Origin of the sequence: Paracoccus sp. TD-10 (assembly GCF_048270675.1) — a bacterium.
Taxonomy (GTDB): domain Bacteria; phylum Pseudomonadota; class Alphaproteobacteria; order Rhodobacterales; family Rhodobacteraceae; genus Paracoccus; species Paracoccus pantotrophus.
This window is the reverse complement of the sequence record NZ_CP182419.1, coordinates 918,115-935,302: the sequence shown is the minus strand read 5'-3', so window position 1 is coordinate 935,302 and position 17,188 is coordinate 918,115. Positions and strand designations below refer to the sequence as shown.

Here is a 17,188-nt window from a genome sequence, read left to right as displayed (position 1 = left end):
TCCCTGAAAATCAAAAGCTGACGGCGGCAGCGCCATAGAGTGGCGAGTTTTCCATGAGTTCCTTACCTTGCTCATGAAGTTTCATCAGCCGGTCACGCTCCTTCATTGCCTCGGCCTTCCGAGCCGCCAGGGCCTCGTCCTGCGACGGAGGCTCGGCATAGAACGGATGCTGCGCGCGCTGAACCTTACCCTCCCCATCCACGAACCAAAGCTCATAGCGCGGCGGGCGCCCGGCCTGCACATCGGCGGCCGTGTCATCGTATGCCTGGAGGAATACCGACTGAACGAACCCTTCTTTCGGCACGATCCCCTCCTCTGCGAGAGCCGCGCGTGCCTGCTCGCCGATATAATCGTGGGAGCCGTCGATACCGGGCGGATAGGTCACCTCAGGAGGCAAACGGGTGACGGCACCAGAACCGGAAGGCAGGTATTTCGAGGGGCCGTAAAGCCGACGGAACCGCTCGTCGGCAAGCACCTTCGCCTTGTCCTGGTCGCCGCCAGCATCAAAAAGGGCCTGCTCCAGTATCTCGCCATACTCTTCGACCGCCGCAGATTTTTGCAGCTCATTTTCACCGAGGGCCGGCGCACGGCTGAAAATCCCGGGGTCGAATATCGCCCTGACGCTCTCTGGCGTCGCCGTGTCCTTGATCCATTTTTTGGCGCCCTCAGACTTCAATAGCGCATCTCGCTCGCGACGCTTCTGCGGGTCGTTCAGGTCCATGATCTGTTTGGCGGCCTCGTCCTGAGACAAGCCCAGCACGCCGGTCGAATGATTGAACATCGCCACCTTGTCGGCGATTTCAGACCCTCCCTCGCGCCGCCCGAAGGCAGCAGGATCGAGGGAATGCAGGCGCGAGGCGAGAATGAGCGCGTCTTTCATTCCGGCAGAATCCTGACCAGAAAGAGCCGTTCGCAGCGCGCCCATGATCGGCGCGGGGACAAGGCCGGTCTGCTCGACGATCCCAGCCGCCAAGGCGCCAGCGTCGGCGCCCTCGGGCAGGCTGCTGGACATCTCGTTCCAGAGATTATCGACACGTTTCTTGCCGTCGGCGCTGTATCGGTCGATGCGCAGCCCGCCACCTTCGCCGAAGGCCAGAACATCGGCGCGGGTCTGCTGGACGGCCTTGGTCTTTTCGTTGAACGAGTTCAGCAACGTGGCCTTGGTCCCGTCATCAATGCCCATGTTCAGGATTTCCTGAGCCGTAAGCGTCGGATCTGCGGTCGCAATCCTGAGCCTTACGTTGTCCTCGACCTGCTGGATCTGGGCCTTGACCGCGGCTTGCTGCTTGGTCGACCACGATGCGACCCCGCTGGCTGCTGTCTCGCGCACTTGCGCGGCAAGGTTGCCGGGAAGGGTGTTGATCGCAGAGGCGACCTGGGGGCTTAGAGCCACCGCCCCGCCCATCTTCCTGGCGGACCATGCCTTCAGGTCAGCGACACTCATGCCGCGCAGGAATCCGTTCGCCTTAATCACCTCCTCGGGAAGGATGGTTTCCACAGCCGCGCCATCATCGGCGGAAAGAATGGAGTTCGCGCCGCCGGAGCCGAGGAAGTGAGCCAGATAGACATTCCCCGGCGTTGCGGCATGTCCCGACCGCAGCAGCGCGGCCGAGTTTTCCGCAGCATACCGCTTTGTCATCTCACGCGACAGGGCGGCATCGGATCGAAGCGCCAGAATTTCGGCATCCGATTTGCCGGCCGCAAGGTCCGGGCGGTAGGATTTCACCGTTTTCAACCAAGTGCTGTCGATGAACTGTCCCAAGCCCGATGCAGTAGAATTGGGGTTCTTGGCGGTCGGGTTCCCGCCGCTTTCCGCGCCGATAATACGATCTGCCACCTGATCAATCGCGCCACCGGCAGATTGCGCCGCTGCGATCGCATCCCGCCCCGCGGCCTCGCTGAGGGGGCCGACTAGCGCGCTGTGCAGGTTCATCAGATCGACGGCGGAAAACTTGTCCGCATTCGTCGCGACGAACTCGGCCGCTGCGACGGGATCGTTCTGCATCATGTTCATGGACGTGAGGCGGTAGACCTCGGACTGGACCCGGCCCAGCTCCTCCTGCGTCTGCTCTGGCGACCAGCCCTGCCGTGATGCCTTCTCGGCTATCTCGTTTCGCGCGATCTGCATGGAACGGTCCAGCAGTGCGGGGTTGAGAACCGCGTCATCGGCTGCCGCCTGAATACGGGCGTCGGCCTGGCTGTCCAGATAGGTGATCCGCTCCCGCCCGGCGTGCTGGTCGATGTCGAGATTCGCGGACTGGAGTCGGCTATCGAGCGCGCGCTGCGCCATCTCCTTCGCGGCCGGGCTTAGCTCGCTCAACCGCTGGTCATAGGCACGTTGTAGGCCATCCATGGCCGCCTTGCGACGGGATAGAGCATCACCGCCCTGGGCATAGAGATAGCCGCGCTCCGGGTCATAGAGCGTTTCCCTGACGGTCTTTGCGAACGCAGTATCCGCCGCCTTGGCGTCGGCCTCATCGACATCGGCCTGCCACTGGTCGAACATCTGCCCGACATCTGCCAGGCCCTTGGCGACCTGCCCGAAACCGGACTGGCGCGCCGCCACGCCCACGGGCTGACGGGCCTGCACCACCTCGCGGCGCTCATATTGCGGAACCCTCATTGCCATCACGCATACCTCGGAGTTGCACGGTCACGCGCCCATTGGCTGTATTTCTCGCCAACCTTGGCGCCGGTCGACAGGATCGTGCTGGCTGCGCCCCAGCGCCCCTGCGACAAGGCATTGGCGCCCTCGGTGCGGCTGTTGGCCGCCATCTGGGAATAGTTGCCCGCCTGGTTGCGGAAGTTCTGCCGGATCGCGAACGCATCGTCCTCGATGGCGGCCTTGGTGTCGTCCAGCATCTCGATGGCCGAGGCCGAGCTGACATCGACGCCGTTCGCTGCCATTGCGACGCGTTGCTGCGCCAGCACGGCCGCACCGGCCCGGCGCTTGCGCTCGGACTCGTCCTCGCCCTGGCGGATCGATTCCCGCGCCGCGGCTTCCTGCTGTTTCGCCGTGGCCTCGGCTGCGGCCTGCGCCGCTCGGCCCTGCTGGACCGCAGAATAAGCGCCGACCACGCCGGAGCCGATGCTGAACAGCGATCCCAGGCTGCTGAACAGGCCGCCTCCCCCGGACGAAGTGGCGGCGGTCAGTGCGGCGGTCAGCGGATCAAGGCACATCAGTTCATCTCCATCTCGAAATGCAGGAAGCGATGCCCCTGCAACACCACCGTCTTTTCCGCGTCGAACCGGAAGCCGATCCAGCGGAGCCAGCGCCGCGCGACCAGGTTTTCCTCGGCCACCAGGTTCCAGAGCCGGTGGAAGTCCTGGCCCAGCCATTCCACCCCGACCCGCGACCCCGCGACGAACTCGCGCCGCACCTGCGGCCGGTCCACGGCGCGCGTCATCATCGCCCAGGGGAAGCCGGTATAGGACAGGGCCGTCGCCGCCTTCACCCCGAAGATACAGACCAGATCGCCATCCATGTATGCTGCGCGGGACCGGCGCGACCCGGCAACCAGCCGCAGCAGATCGGCCCGCGCGTCGCCCGTCCCCATGCAGTCCAGCTCCAGGCGGTCTATGGGGCGCAGGCGCGGCAGCAGGGCGTCGATCACATCGGGCGTGACGGGCGCGACCGTGACCGCCATGTCAGTTCCTGCCGATGCTAAGCTCGACCGAGATGGCCAGCACCGTCATGGGCAGCGGATAGTCCTGCCGCAGCGTCACCGTTCCGTCGCGGTTCCATTGCGCCGGGACGGTCAATTCGTGCATCCCGGTCCAGAGCGGGATTTCCTCGGACAGATCGCCGCCGGTCTGCACCAGCTCGCTTTCCCGGCCGTCATCGGTGACGACCTTGATGCCGCGGGTGTTCTCCATCTGGATCCGAACCGCGCTGACGCTGTGCGGCCGGCCCCGCGCCGATCCGACATCATCGAACTGGATGGCCGGCGGCAGCGTCTCCATCTCGGCGGTGAAGGGCAGTCCGACATGCACCACGCCAGCGGCGTGTGGCAGGGTCACGGCACCGCCCTGAACCGTCAGGCCGGTAATCACGTCGCCGTCGGCCAGGGCGACGACCTCGCGCCCCTCCAGGTGATCCAGCCCCGAAATCGTGATCGCGGGCGCCCCGGCATAGGTGATGCCGCAATCGACGAAAAACGCATCGGAGGCCGTGGCGAAATCCCTGTCGTCGAACCGCTCGACATAGCGACGTTGCTGCCCGTCCACCTCGCGCCGCACGATCAGGTAGGTGGCATCGTTCGCACCTTCCGGGATGCAGGCCACGCTTTCGACCACGCCGTCGATATCCATCTCCGTCCATGCCCAGACCTGATGCTCGCGCTTGTAGGTCAGCGCCAGCAGCTTGCCATTGTCCAAGGCCACCCAGATGATCGACCAGGGGTTCTTGGCCATGGCCCAGCTGACGATGCGGCGGCCACGCAGGAAATGCGAAGCAAAGATGGTCAGATCGTTGCCGGAATAGCCGTCGCTTTCGTAAGTATAGCGCAGATCGCGAACCCCGCGGCCGGATCGGTCCACAAACAGGACCGTGTCATCCGCCACCAGCGGCTTGACCGCCGCGCTTCCGATATAGCCGTGCTGCGTCACGATGGGGTTAAGCGCATCGAACCCGCCATCCGGCCCCGTCACCGAAAATTCGCCCGCGCTGGTGAACACCAGCAATTCGCGCAGCTGGAGCATCGCGCGGATGCGGTTCAGCTGCTCGCCGGCCATGTCGAACTCCGCCCGGTCGGATGAGGTCATGTTCTGCGACCGCGTGAAGTTCAGGTAATCCGCGACGCGCGAAAGCCAGATCGTCTCCGGTTGCTCGTCGCTCGCGCCGAAGGCCAGGCGCTGCTGGTAGATCGAGACGACGGAGGGGTACTTGCCGGCTTCGTCGAAAAGGTCCGCCTGGACCGGCGGTGTAACGGTCGTGTCCGGCGAGATATTGTCATCCCGGAAAACCAGCAAGGTAGTGAACCCGATGTAGCCCGGAACACCGTTTCGCATCCGATAGACTCGATACTCCGACGCGCCGGGGACCGAGGTATATTCTATCTGGTTCCAGGCTCCCTGCTCCCCTAGATAGCCCGCGTTTTCCACCAGTCCCACCGGCGAAGGGAAGCCTTCGACACCATCCACCACGGCGGAAACTCGATACCGATAAATGTCGCTACCGCTGCCGCTCGACGTGCCGGAAGTGATGGTGGGGCTCGGCACCGCCGGGTTGATCGGAACCGTGGCGATGCTCCAATCCGTTTCGCCATTGCGCATGATCCGCCGCGGCGCGACCTCACGGTGCGCGGTAAAGATCACATCGACCGATTGCACAGCATCCAGCGCCTGGGCCTGGTCCGCGGTCCAGGGCGTCGCGATGGTGTAATCCGCCCCCCCGGATTGCAGCCGCGCGCCGTTCTTGACGAAGCCCATCTCGTTCTGACCCAGGATCAGCACCGAGGCGTCATCCGCCTCGCGCACGAAGGGCAGAAGCCGGTGGCGATATGTGCTGTCCATGACCTCGCAGACGAACCGCAGGCCCGGCCGGTTGCTGACGCCGCCGTGGGCGTGGACGAATACGTTGCGGCCCTTGCGCAGGGCTGTGTCGTAGCGCGCCAGATCGATACGGCCCCAGAGCGCCGGGCCGAGGACGCCGGAGGCGAAGGATGGCTGGATGCGGGCGGCCGGCATCAGAAGCCCCTCACGCGCAGTTGCATGGGATAGAAGGTCTGCTCGGTTGCGGGCCGGCTGTTGAAATCGGCAACCATGGCCTGGTCGAGCAGTTCCGTCGCCTCGCGCTTGGCGCCTGTCACCTTCGCCGCGTCCCTCGTGATCGGCATCGCGATTGCGGCGGCCAGATGCGCGGCCAGCGTGTCGGCAAAGCCTGCGGAAAACACGGTCGGATCGGTGACATCGCGGGTGTATTCGATCACGGCCCCCGGCACGTCGGAATAGATCGAATCCGCCGTCACCTCGCGCAGCGTGTCGGGCGACTGGCCCATCTGCATCGCCATGCGCGCTGCGGTGACATCGTTCACCCAGCGGATCGCCGCCATGTGTCCGGGCCGGGCGTAGCGATAGGACCACGCGCCGGCCCGGTCGTTCAGCGTCTCCTCGACCAGCTTTTCGCGGCGCGAGGCAAAGACCCAAGGCCAGCGCTCCAGCAGCGACCGGCGGATGCGGTCATAGTGCAGTTTGCACTGCTCCGCTTCCGGCGAGGATTCCTCGAATGCCGTGATGGTTCTCGACCCCAGATAGGTCGTCAGCGCAACATTGCAGATGGCGATGGCGGATTGCATCGGAGGCTCCGGTTATCGCGGGTCGATCCACAGCCCTGCCGCCTGGAGGGCGATCACGGCGGCGGCATAGTTCATGGCAAGGATGATGAGCATGGTGGCCTCCAGGAAAGCCCGGCCCCATGACGGGACCGGGCAGCCGATCAGTCGGCGTTCAGCTTCTCGGTGACGCGCTCGATCATCGTCTCGCGCTTCATCGCGTGGTGGGGCTTCTCGCCCATGACCGTCTCGTAATGGGCGCGCAGCTCGTCGTCGGACATGTCGGCCATATCCTTGGCCTCGCTCGCCGGCTCGGGCGATTGGCCCGTGGCCTCGAACACCTCGGCCTCGGTCGCCTCGCGCATCCAGCGTTCGGAGAACAGGCCCGCCTCGATGCGAAACGGGCCGTCCTCGGGCTCGTGCCAGAGCCGGTCGGGCGACTGCCCGCGCAGCTTGGCCACGACCCACATCTTGCGCTCATCAGCCATTGGTCTGGAGCCCCGCAGCGATGCCGGCCGTGATCTTGCCCGCAGTGGGCGTGCCGACCACGACGTAGTTCAGCCGCATGTAGCGCTGATCGGCGCCGAACGGGATGACCGGCACGGGGAACTTGTAGCCCGCCTTGAGATCGGCGACCGGGATGGCGGGCGAGGACGCGACGACCTTCGAGCTGGCGAAGGTGTTGGCCGCGGCCATCTGGACCTGCACCGTGACGCTGGTGCCGTCGGCGAAGTCCTCGACCACCTGCACCAGCAGGGGGATATCGTAGTTGCCGCCGATGTCGCGCTTGAGCGCGGCCGGCGACAGGACGGGCTGCGCCGTATCGCCCAGATCGATGTGGTTCGTCGAGACGGCCGTGGCGGTCAGGGCCTGCGCGTCCGAGAACAGGTTTTGTGCGTCGAGATGCATGGCATCCTCCATGTCGAGATGATGGTGACGCCCGGCCCGCGCAGGGCCGGGCCTGTTCTTACGGGAAGGTAATCGCAGCCTCGGCGTTGCTGATCGCGTCCAGTCGGCGCACCGGCATGTCGCCCCACATGGTGACGCGCTCGCCCGCGACCTCCTCGACGCGCAGCTGGACGTTCTTCTTGTTCAGTGCCTGCTTGCGCAAGAACTTCGCCACGGTGCGGCCGACATAGATGACGGTCTTGCCCTCGACCAGGTTGCCCTTGCTGTCGATGCCGACGCGGCTGGCCGTGTCGATCATCTCCTCGGCGTCGATCATCAGATCCAGGAGGTCCGCGCCGGTCGCCGCGTCCTTGGTCAGCGCCGACACGTCGATGTTGCAGATCCGCGCGTTGCCACGCCAGTCGCCCACCGACAGGCCCATGTCCCATTTCAGGTGGTCGACCAGGGCGCGGAACTTGCCGCTGCCATCCTGCGCATCCCAGAGCTGGGCGCCCATGTCCTTGTGAGACAGGCCGGCCGCCGAGCCCTTGGGATACAGCAACGTGGTGGCGCGAGGCCCCCAGGTCACGAACCAGATCGAGGTGTTGTCGGAACCCGTGCCGCCGGCATTGATCAGCTGGCGGCCCGAAGCCACGGCGGGATCGTCGTAGCGCACGTCCAGCCCCATGAACCCGTCGGGGGTCACGGCGGTCGAGCCATAGATCATGTTCCGGGCCATGAACTGGTTGAAGCCTTCGATCAGGCCCGACATCTCGGACGCGCGAAACGCCGCCTCGTTGCCGTTCAGCTTGGCCAGCGCCTCGTCCACGACCGAGAACTCCTCAGCCATGCCGGTCGTGTCCACGACCTTTGCGGTGGTGGTCTTGCCCTGCTTGACGCCGGCGTTGTAGCGGCGCCATGCCGGCTCGGGAATGCCCGTGCGGATGACGTGCTGGTGCTTGGTGCCGTCGTTGCATTCCGTGAACACCGCATCCTTGAGGATCGGGTTCGATTTCTCGGCAAGCTCGATGATGTTGGCGATCTTGCCGTCCGGGTCGGTGCGCGACAGAATATCGACAAGGCCCGGATTCTTCACGTTCAGCTCGGCCATGGGTTAGTCCTTTCCGTTGCCGTTGCCATAGAGTGCGTCGGCGAAACTGCGACGCGTCGAAGTGCCTGTCTGTCCGGTGACGACGGCGGTATCCGCCACCATCTGCCCCACCTTCCAGAAGGCGCGCACAACGTCCGGGTGGCTTCCCAGCCCCGTATCGTCGAGCATCTTACGGAGTTCGGGAGATCCGACCGCCTCCAGGCCCTTCACGGCCGTGGCGACATTGGCGTCGTATTTCTCGCCTCCGAACTCGGCATCCTTGCGCAGGTCGCCGGCCCAGGCATCCAGCTGGGCATTCCGCTGCTCCAGCATCTGTTTCTGGGCATCGCCCGCGACACGCGCCTGCCGCATCGCCGCTTCGGTCAGCGCCTCGCGCGCCGTGGCGTTCGGATTGGCCTTGAGCCAGGCGTCCATGTCGCCAGCGAAGGCGTCGAAATCGGCCTGGAATGCCTCGGCCCCTTCGGGGGCGGCAAGCGAGAAGGCTTCTGCGCCCGCTTCGGCGTCGCCGGCCTTTTCGGCATCCTTGCCCTCGGCGGCCTCTTGCTCGGCGGCCGCGGCGGCATCCGTCACATTGGCGTCGTCCCCTTCGGCGGCGGTCGCCGCGGCGGCTTCGGTGGTGTCGGTCGAGGCATTGGCTTCCTCACTCATCAGCTTGTTCCTTTTCGACTTGCTGTTCTGCGGCGAGATGGATGCGGTCCATCATCTCGGCGTGTTCGATCTGCATGGCGGCGAAAGTGCGCACGTCGTGCGGGAAGATGCGGTCGTTCAGGATCATCAGGCCGACCTCGCGCTGGCCGGCCCGCAGGCCGTCCAGGTCGGTGCCGAGGTGCGTCTGCGCGAACAGGTGGCAGCGTTCGAGGATCGACCACATCACCAGCCGCCCCTCGCGGGTGCGCAGCACGGCGTCCCACGCCTGCCGGACCTCCAGCGCCCGGCGCTCCGCGATGATTTCCGCGATCCGCTCGGTCATAGCGCCGCCCCCCGTTGCAGGGCGTCGATGCCGTTCAGGTTGGCCTCGCTGAGCAGCTTGGCTGCGCCCGCCATCGGCTCTGCGGCCGCCACTGCCTGGGCTTGCGCAGCGGCGCGCGCCTTGGCGTCGCGGACCTCGCGCAGCTCGTCGGGCGACAGCAGGATGCCGGGCGGGCCGCCAACCTGGTCCGCGAACTCGCGCATCATCTGCTCGCCGTCGATCATGTCGATCACGTCGGGCTTGATCTGAGCCAGCGTGCCGGCGAACCCGATGGTCCGTTCGATCGCACCGATCCCGATGGCTTTCTGCGCCTGGGCCAGCAGCGAGATGTATTCGACCTTGATCGGCTGGCCCACGATACCCTCGGGCGCCTCGGGCAGGATGTCTGCCTCCTGCATATAGGCGAACGTCGCCTCGATCAGCGGTTGCAGCAGCTCATGGTCCAGGCTTTCCAGAACCGGGCCCAGGGCCATCAGCTTTTCCTCGTGCCGCTCGGCAATCTCGCGCGCGGTGATCTGGCTGCGCCCGTCCAGCGCCAGCGCGGTCATCTGGAACAGATCCTTGTAGAACGCGACCTCGACCCGGCGCTGCGTTTCCTGGATGTCGAGCAGCAGGCCCTGGATATCCGGCCTGACTTCATAGGCCGGCTTGATGCCGCCGGTGGAAAGATCGGTGGTCGCCATGGCCGTGAAGCCGCCCGGCACGTTCTTGAAAAACATCGCGCCCTGCGTCGGCCCGCCGATCAGCGGCGGGTTGTGCATCTTCTGGATCGCGATGGCCTTCTGTTCCTGCGACACCTGCAACGAGCGGGCGTCGCCGAGGGCGACCATGCCGGGAGACGACGCCGACCAAGCCTCGCCCTCAACCTGTTCCCAGCGCGGCGCCAGAAGCGGCTTGACGCGGTGCCCGCCGATCTGGAGGAACTGACCGCCGGGCGCATCCTTTTCCCAATAGATCGAAGCCCAAGCCCTGCCGCTGGCCTGCATGGCCTTCGGGTCGCCATCGGCGCGCTTGTCGATCATGTGGCATATGGTGAAGGTCTGGTAATACTCGCCCGTGTCCCAGGCGCGCTTGACGTGCTGCGACACGCCATCCAGCCCCCAGGTTTCGACGATGCCACGCACCGGCATCTTGATCTCGCGGTAAAGCGCGGTGACGCGGCCGTTGCCGTCCTCGCCCAGCCGGAAGCGCCCGACCTGGAGATTGTGGCCGCGCACCACGTCCTCGAAATCCGGGACGATCAGGTTGGCCGCGGTGCCGTAGAGGCCCAGGTCGCCATAGGTGCTGTCGAGCATGCGGTAGATGTTCGACCCGCGCATGACCTCATACATCCGGCGCTGGACTTCGTGCAGCCAGTCCTTGACCTCGAACTCGGCCTCGTCGGCCGTCGAGCCGCGCAGGCCCAGGCGGAACCAGGGGCGCGACGGCGAGGTGACGCCCGACATCAGCCCGGCGCGCAGCGTGCGCAGGGCCATCTGGGCGGTGTTGTCGAGAATGCGCTTGTTGATCGAGGAATCGCTGCGCCGCTCGTTCGCCTCGAACCGCCCGCGCGTCGGCTGGATCGCATCCCGCAACTCGCGGAAATGCGCCTGCCAATAGTCGAACTCCTGATTCATCGCCTGCCGGCGATAGTCCAGGGTCTTGCGCAGTTGCTGGTTGACGACGGCGGGCATGGACGATCAGGCCCCCAAGATGGTCTTTTTACCGTCGGGCGCGTAGCTCTGCCCGGCGGTGTCGGTCAGGATGGTGCCCTGCCGGCCCGATTTGGACCGGGGGCGCGAGGCGGTGTTGAACACCGGAGCCTTGCTGGCCTGGTATTGTGTCGGTTCAGGAACGTCCGGGCTTCCGCACATGATGACCTCTCGTTTTCGTCGAGGGCATCATGCGAGGCTGGCAGCGGGTGATATATGTTGGCCTAACGCCAATCCCGCACGAGGCGGGTTGAGCGGGTCAGGCATGCCGCCTCCTGTCAGGGGGTTAGGAGGGTGCCGTCGAGGTAATACCAGTCACCCCAGGCGCCCCCTGTGTTGTTGTTGTGGCGCATGATCAGGCGGGGAGGCTGGTTGAACTGGATGCGCCAGCCGACTTGGATGCAGGTGTTGCCCACCTGGCGCTTGGCTTCAATGACATAGCCATCCCCGCCGGGACCAGATGCAATCCGAACTGCCCTCCATCTGCCTACAATCGCGTCCAGGTCAGTCACCGCCTCTGGGTTGACGTCGCCCGTGTTGCCGCCGAAGCCAACCGCCATGGCGCGCGGATATGTCACCTGCGCCGATCCGGTGGTCTGCCCCTGTGTGACCGCATCCCCGCGCAGGGAGGTTGCAGTCACCTCTCCCAGCCGTGTCGGCGTCAGGATCGGCGCACCAGTCGTCGGGCGCGGCGGCGAGGCGATGCTCACCACCATCTCAGGCGAGCCATTGGGGCCAAAGCGATGCGCAGCCTGGGACGCGCGCGGGAACGTCCCACTCGGATGCACCATGCCCCAGCGTATCTGCACCTCGGTCGATCCGGCAGGCGGGTCCACATAGGTCATGGCAGACCGCGACCCATCGCCATAAGGCGTCAATTTGCCGTAGAAATCGGCCCGCACCCTGTTGCCCGCGACCGCTACCGCGCCGTAGCGCGGGCTGTTGCCGCATTGCTCCAGCCAGCCCGAGAAGCTGAAACCATCAGCGGTGCCCAAGAACAGGCAGGTCGCGGTGCCGCCATAGTTGTTGCTGCCGTTGCCGGTGCCGTGGAATTTGGCATTGGTGATTTCGATGGCGGAGCAGTTGCCGAGCAGCGCCGGGATTACCGCCACGTTGGCATAGCCGGTGCCCTCGCAGCGCAAGTTGGTAAATCCGACATTGTCGGTGCGAGACACGCCGGGCGCATGAACCAGCCGGTCCACATGCAGCTGCGGCGCGAGGGCCAACAACGCGTTGGTCACATCGGACGCCGGGGCGTCAGCCACCGTGATGGTGTCGCCAGAGTGGGCGATGACGGTGGTGGTCAGCGTCCCCAGATTGGTCATCGCCGCGCCGGGGAAGCGGGCGAAACCCAGCGTCACGAAGCGGCCGACCAGAGACTGCCCAACCGGCGCGGACAGCGTCCATGTCGTCCCGGATGTGGATGCGCGGAGCGCCTCAAAGGAGCCTGTCTGATCCGTGACGTTGACGCTCGGGGCCTCGGCCAGCGTGATCTGCGTTGGGCTGTCCACGCTGGCGATTTCCGCCCAGAAATTGAGCCTCAGATCCCGGTCAACCTGGCCCGCTTGCGACAGACAGAAGAGTTTTCCGACATGCTGCGCGTCGAAAACTGCCTGGGTGGAGGTCACGACTGAGCCGACATTCGAAAACCGGACAGCCGCCGGCATATGCCCAAGCGTGCCGCCGAACTCGGTCGGCTGCCAGCCAGTATTGAACAGGTTAACATCGTCAAAATCGCTGTTGACGACATTCTCCATCATCAGGCTGATGTTGCGCAGGCCGCGCACATGCAGACCGGCGATGCGCAGGTGCTGCATGTTGTAGAGCTTGACCGCGACCGGCTCGGTCCACGACCCAGACCCGACGATGGACCAGCCGCCCTCTATCGAGGATAGATAGGCATTCCCGCCGGATTGCTCCCAGCGGAAAAACACCTCGGGGACGGGATAGGTGATGCCGTGATGCGCCCAATACCCACTGGTTCTGATTGACGCAACGGCCAGCCAATTCTTGATCCGAAACTCGGTGCTGTCGAAGCGGAACGAAAAGCGGTTTGCCCCATAGGTCGCGCCGTCCATGTCCCAAAGCGCCTGACAGGCCGTCTCGCTGAACGCCTCTTTGCACACCGCGAGCCGCAGGCAGGGATAGATCGCGATGGACTGCCGGCCGCCGGATTGCGCCGACCAGAGCAGCATATCGTCATGCATCAGGCGAATGGCATCGCTAACCCGGACCTCGTTTTGCCCGGCGATATCGCCCTCTAGCGCGGCCATCATGTCGTCGGGGTGCAGGTAATCCGTGAGATACCACCGTGCAAAATCCCGCCTCGCCTGCACCTGCTGCGCCTCTGTCGCCTTGGCGTCGGCGGCGGTGGCTTTGTTGTCGGCCGTGACTGCCTTGGCATCTGCCGTTGCGGCGGCGCCGGCTGCGGCGGTTGCGACAGCCTGGGCCGATGCCGTCGCCACCTTGAGCGCGGCCGAATCCAGCGTGGCGAACTCGGGAACGACCTTGAGCAGAGTCACCGACACAGCGACGCCCGCGCCCCTGGCCCAGATGATTTCTGCCCCTTTGACCGGCCACATCATCGAACCGTTGAGCGAGTGTCCGCTGGTCACATCGCCGCGGGGCGGCTCGCCATCTGCGACGGCCAGTTGCACCGAGCCATAGGCATCGATCAGCGCCATGGCCTCTCGGCCCTCGGCCTGTGCGATCTTCTGCCAACCCGAGGACAGGATGATGCGTTTCGTCGCGCTGGCCATCAGGTCACCGTCAGGTTGGTCGGGGTGGAGGCGCTGGCCCAGAGGTGCTGGGCGGCGACGAGCGGCAGGTCCGTCTTGCCCGTGACGCGATGCCCGGTCTGCGGCGGGATGTCAGGCGGGATGGACTTCGCGCCGACCGTGACGGCGAGGTTGAACTGCCCGGCGCCCTCGACCTTGACCACCCGGCCGTCAGCGCGCCCGCTGGCGATCCGCGTCCAGGAATTGCCCACCGTGAAATTCTGCGTCGTCGCCATGGCCCGCCCGTCTTTGCTCGGGGGCAGGATATGGGCGGCGCTGGGGGCGATATATGTTGAGGGTCAGCCTTGGCACATCAGGCCGGGCCGGGTAGAATCAACGGGTCGCGAGGTGTTACCAGCACCAGCGCGACCCTAACCATAGCCCGATCATGGAGGATCGAGGATGGCTAAGAAGCCGCTTCCCACGCCAGAGCAGCTGCGTCAACTGCTGCGCTACGAACCTGAGACTGGCAAGCTGTTCTGGAAAGAGCGCGGGCTGGAATGGTTCTCGGACGGCGCCAAGACAGCAGTCCACGCCCGCAACATGTGGAACGCGCGTTGGGCCGAAGCAGAAGCGCTCACAGCGACGACAGCGAATGGCTACCTGCATGGCAACATCCTGGGCGTAAAGATCATGGCGCACAGGGCCTGTCTGACCATTATAAACGGCGAATGGCCAGCCGGTGATGTCGATCACATCAATGGGATTCGGGACGATAACCGGGCTGATAACTTGCGTTTGGCAACACGAACTCAGAACCTGCGCAACGCAAAAAAATCAGCCAAGAACACCAGCGGGCACACCGGCGTCTACTGGTCCCGCGATTGCCAAAAGTGGTGCGTGAAGATCAGGCACGGCGGTATCAACCATCACCTTGGTGTATTTGCGACGATAGACGAAGCCGTGGCGGTCAGGCGCGCGGCCGAGACGCAGCACGGCTACCACCCCAACCACGGCAGGCGCTAGCCCTCTCCCCAAACCGGATGCCACTGGCTTTGCGCGCGCTCCTCTTGCTGCCTTGCCACGGAGCGAGCGACCACCGGGTAAGAAAACGTGAGAGCTAATGCATCAGCCATGTCTGGCGAGGAAATACCCCGTTTTTTCATATCGCTTTTGCGTTCCAATACGATCCGGTTATTCGCGTCGTAGGAGTAAAGCGGGCCAGTCAAGTCCATCTCAAGCTCGCGATCATCCGGGACGCAGCCTCCAGATTTGAGCCACTCCCTCATGACCGCCCATATTTCTGCCCTTTTGTTCGCTGTCTTCGGCACGCCCTCGATGGCGCGATCAGCCTTGCCGCCGAAGTTCACGCCCACGACGCTGTATCCCATCTGCCGGCAACGGTCGATCACGCCACCGCCCACGCCGCCCTCGTCGATGAACACGGCATCAGGGCGCAGGCGGTCAATCTCGGCCATGACGCGCGCGGCGACTGCCATGGTATCGGCGCCCTTCATGATGATCGGCATCTCGGTCTTGGCGTCCCTGCCCCGTCGCGCCCAGATCACGCTGCGGTCATCACCGAAGCGCGCCACGTCCACGCCCAGCACCAGTTCGTCGCCGATGGTCGGGTTCGGCTCACGCGCCATCGCCTCGCGCACCAGCCCGCCGCCGATGAACTGCATGTCCGATTCGGCCTCGTAGTCGCCTTCCCAGATGTGGCGATAGCGTGCCTCATCGCCCGCGAGGTCCAGCAGCCGCTCCTCCTCCAGCTCGGGGCCGCGGAACGGGTTGTCGCGCCAGTTGGCCTCGACGACCGTGCGGCTGTCCGCGAAGCGCGCGTCCTGGCGCATCATCACGTCCACAGGGTCGGAGCGCAGGCGGGGGTTGTAGGTGAACCAGATCTGCGACCCCGGCTTGCGCAGCGTCGGGCGCAGCATGTCGAGCGGCCCCTGCCCCGCGGTCGCGGCTTCCTCCCACCAAGCGATGTCGAAGCCCTCAAGCGACTTGATGTTCTCGGCGTTGAACTCGTTCATCCCGTTGAATGCGATGATGCCGTTGCCCGGCGTCCTGATGATCCGATCCGATTCCACCGGCCTGATGGCATCTGCCACCCCGAGACGGGCCGCCGTCTCGACCAGCAGCTTGAACACCGACTGGTCGAGGGATTTTTGCACGTCGCGCAGGCAGATCGACGAAAGGCCGGGCTCCGTCAGGTGGCGCACGATCATGTGCATGGCCCGGTCCCAGGACTTGCCCGACCCGCGCCCGCCCCAGGCGCACAGATACCGCCGCTTCGACTTCCAGAGCGGGGCAAAGACCTTGGGCGGGCGAACGTCGAGGATCATGCGTCAGGATATCCGACATTGCGGCAGGATTGGATTACCTCGTCCACCAGCAGGATATTCTCGTCTATTTTTTGCTGACACCGACCGCGCGGAAATAAATCGGAAAGATCAGTCATGGCGGATCGCAGGTCGAGGGCGCGCCTCATCTTTTCGCGCGCCTCATCCGGGGACAGCATTCCCGCGCTGAGGCGCCGCAATAACGCCCTGCACCGAATGCGGGTGAGGATAATCATCACCGTGATCAGAGGCCATAGGATAATCATTCCTCGTCCCCCACGAACTTCACCTCGACACGCTCGATCTGCACGCGGCCGTTGATGTCCAGATCCAGCTTGTCCCCGTATTTTTTCGGCTGGCGCTTGCCGGCCGTCCATTTCAGCGCGTCGATAGCCGCACGGGCTGCCTGAGGGTCCAGCTTGCCCGCCAGCACGCGGTCCACGATGTCGCCGATCTTGTCAGCGTCGGCGTCTGCTTGAGCTTCGCGCGCGCGCGCGTAATTGGCCTGGAAATCTGGGTCAGCAGCCAGCCACTTCATCACGGTCGTATACCCCGGCATGCCCTTCTTGCGCAGGTGCTGGAGCAGGCTTGATCCGCTTGCGATGGCCTCGCAGATGCCGGCCTTGTGCTTGGCTATTTCATCGACGCTGTAGGCCATGATTACACCCCTCCGTCATGAAGCTGCGCGACCTCCTTGCGGCATGCTGAACACATCCGCATGCCGTGATCTATGTTGGCCGACACGCCGCACCGCATGCAGCGCCGCACAGGACGCAGGACACGTCCCGCATCAGGCTTCAGCACCCCGGCGTCACGCATGAGCCGCGCCGCGGCGAGCGAGCCGTATTTGTTCGAGATGCGGGCGCGCAGGCTGTTGTGCGTCACGCCATGCCGCCGGGCGGCCTCGGCATAGGTCGCGTCCGGGGTGGTGATGATCCACGCCTCGGCGTCGTCGATGGGTCCGGTCTTGTAGGGCGGCGCCATCATTTCCTCCGGCTTGCGATATGCCACAGGCCGCAGGCGCGGCATCGGTAATGGCTGCTGGGCAGCCGGCGCTTGGTCGCGACCTTGTGCGCCATCTGCGCGGTCGCGAACGCCTCCTTGCCGGCGCAGGCCGCTGCGACCCACTCGGTCGCGATGCCGCTCTCGCCGAAAACATCCCGGACACGTTGGTTGGTCTGTCGGGCCATGCTC

General features: G+C 65.0%; 18 protein-coding genes. 1 reads left to right on the top strand and 17 read right to left on the bottom strand.

The features are described 5' to 3' along the window. Positions 1-10: 10 nt before the first annotated feature. The 13 genes from ACNKFW_RS15580 to ACNKFW_RS15520 form a co-directional block, all read right to left on the bottom strand. Positions 11-2,629, bottom strand: coding sequence for a hypothetical protein (locus ACNKFW_RS15580; protein ID WP_418024961.1), 2,619 nt, complete (start codon positions 2,627-2,629; stop codon positions 11-13). After that, a complete protein-coding gene (locus ACNKFW_RS15575) occupies positions 2,629-3,180 on the bottom strand; it encodes a hypothetical protein (protein ID WP_418024959.1) in 552 nt (183 codons plus the stop codon). Before ACNKFW_RS15575 ends, ACNKFW_RS15580 begins: the two co-directional genes overlap by 1 nt. Continuing rightward, positions 3,180-3,647: a hypothetical protein gene (locus ACNKFW_RS15570; protein ID WP_418024957.1), complete on the bottom strand. Its 468-nt coding sequence runs from the start codon at positions 3,645-3,647 to the stop codon at positions 3,180-3,182. Before ACNKFW_RS15570 ends, ACNKFW_RS15575 begins: the two co-directional genes overlap by 1 nt. Before the next feature lies 1 nt (position 3,648). After that, on the bottom strand, positions 3,649-5,688 hold the full coding sequence (locus ACNKFW_RS15565; RefSeq protein WP_418024956.1) for a hypothetical protein: 2,040 nt from the start codon (positions 5,686-5,688) through the stop codon (positions 3,649-3,651). Beyond that, a complete protein-coding gene (locus ACNKFW_RS15560) occupies positions 5,688-6,296 on the bottom strand; it encodes a hypothetical protein (RefSeq protein WP_418024954.1) in 609 nt (202 codons plus the stop codon). The genes ACNKFW_RS15565 and ACNKFW_RS15560 overlap by 1 nt, the downstream gene beginning before the upstream one ends. A gap of 140 nt (positions 6,297-6,436) precedes the next feature. Then, positions 6,437-6,760, bottom strand: coding sequence for a hypothetical protein (locus tag ACNKFW_RS15555; RefSeq protein WP_418024952.1), 324 nt, complete (start codon positions 6,758-6,760; stop codon positions 6,437-6,439). After that, on the bottom strand, positions 6,753-7,181 hold the full coding sequence (locus tag ACNKFW_RS15550) for a Bbp16 family capsid cement protein (RefSeq protein ID WP_418024950.1): 429 nt from the start codon (positions 7,179-7,181) through the stop codon (positions 6,753-6,755). Before ACNKFW_RS15550 ends, ACNKFW_RS15555 begins: the two co-directional genes overlap by 8 nt. 58 nt (positions 7,182-7,239) lie before the next feature. Next, positions 7,240-8,271 (bottom strand): major capsid protein, encoded by a 1,032-nt coding sequence (locus tag ACNKFW_RS15545; protein ID WP_409928047.1) that lies wholly within the window; start codon positions 8,269-8,271, stop codon positions 7,240-7,242. 3 nt (positions 8,272-8,274) lie between these two features. Continuing rightward, on the bottom strand, positions 8,275-8,919 hold the full coding sequence (locus ACNKFW_RS15540; RefSeq protein WP_418024948.1) for a hypothetical protein: 645 nt from the start codon (positions 8,917-8,919) through the stop codon (positions 8,275-8,277). Then, positions 8,912-9,241 carry a hypothetical protein gene (locus ACNKFW_RS15535; protein ID WP_418024946.1) on the bottom strand — a complete coding sequence of 110 codons (330 nt, stop codon included), beginning with the start codon at positions 9,239-9,241 and terminating at the stop codon, positions 8,912-8,914. Before ACNKFW_RS15535 ends, ACNKFW_RS15540 begins: the two co-directional genes overlap by 8 nt. Continuing rightward, complete coding sequence (locus ACNKFW_RS15530; RefSeq protein ID WP_409928050.1) at positions 9,238-10,914, bottom strand: portal protein; 1,677 nt, start codon at positions 10,912-10,914, stop codon at positions 9,238-9,240. Before ACNKFW_RS15530 ends, ACNKFW_RS15535 begins: the two co-directional genes overlap by 4 nt. Positions 10,915-11,210: 296 nt before the next feature. Continuing rightward, the gene (locus ACNKFW_RS15525; RefSeq protein ID WP_418024944.1) at positions 11,211-13,691 is read right to left on the bottom strand and encodes a hypothetical protein; all 2,481 of its coding nucleotides are present in this window, start codon (positions 13,689-13,691) and stop codon (positions 11,211-11,213) included. Then, complete coding sequence (locus ACNKFW_RS15520; protein WP_418024942.1) at positions 13,691-13,945, bottom strand: hypothetical protein; 255 nt, start codon at positions 13,943-13,945, stop codon at positions 13,691-13,693. The genes ACNKFW_RS15525 and ACNKFW_RS15520 overlap by 1 nt, the downstream gene beginning before the upstream one ends. A 166-nt stretch (positions 13,946-14,111) precedes the next feature. On the opposite strand from ACNKFW_RS15520, the gene ACNKFW_RS15515 reads away from it, so the two are divergent. Continuing rightward, the gene (locus ACNKFW_RS15515; RefSeq protein WP_418024940.1) at positions 14,112-14,675 is read left to right on the top strand and encodes an HNH endonuclease signature motif containing protein; all 564 of its coding nucleotides are present in this window, start codon (positions 14,112-14,114) and stop codon (positions 14,673-14,675) included. Here ACNKFW_RS15515 and ACNKFW_RS15510 read toward each other — a convergent pair. The 4 genes from ACNKFW_RS15510 to ACNKFW_RS15495 all read right to left on the bottom strand — a co-directional run bounded on the left by ACNKFW_RS15510 (position 14,672) and on the right by ACNKFW_RS15495 (position 17,184). Continuing rightward, a complete protein-coding gene (locus ACNKFW_RS15510; RefSeq protein ID WP_418024939.1) occupies positions 14,672-15,997 on the bottom strand; it encodes a phage terminase large subunit in 1,326 nt (441 codons plus the stop codon). The two genes, ACNKFW_RS15515 and ACNKFW_RS15510, sit on opposite strands and share 4 nt — an antisense overlap. 259 nt (positions 15,998-16,256) lie before the next feature. Further along, positions 16,257-16,652, bottom strand: a complete 396-nt coding sequence (locus ACNKFW_RS15505; protein WP_024844655.1) for a hypothetical protein — start codon at positions 16,650-16,652, stop codon at positions 16,257-16,259. A 2-nt stretch (positions 16,653-16,654) separates the two neighbouring features. Next, positions 16,655-16,981: a hypothetical protein gene (locus tag ACNKFW_RS15500; protein WP_418024936.1), complete on the bottom strand. Its 327-nt coding sequence runs from the start codon at positions 16,979-16,981 to the stop codon at positions 16,655-16,657. Then, positions 16,978-17,184, bottom strand: coding sequence for a hypothetical protein (locus ACNKFW_RS15495; protein WP_418024934.1), 207 nt, complete (start codon positions 17,182-17,184; stop codon positions 16,978-16,980). The genes ACNKFW_RS15500 and ACNKFW_RS15495 overlap by 4 nt, the downstream gene beginning before the upstream one ends. Between the last annotated feature and the right edge of the window lie 4 nt (positions 17,185-17,188).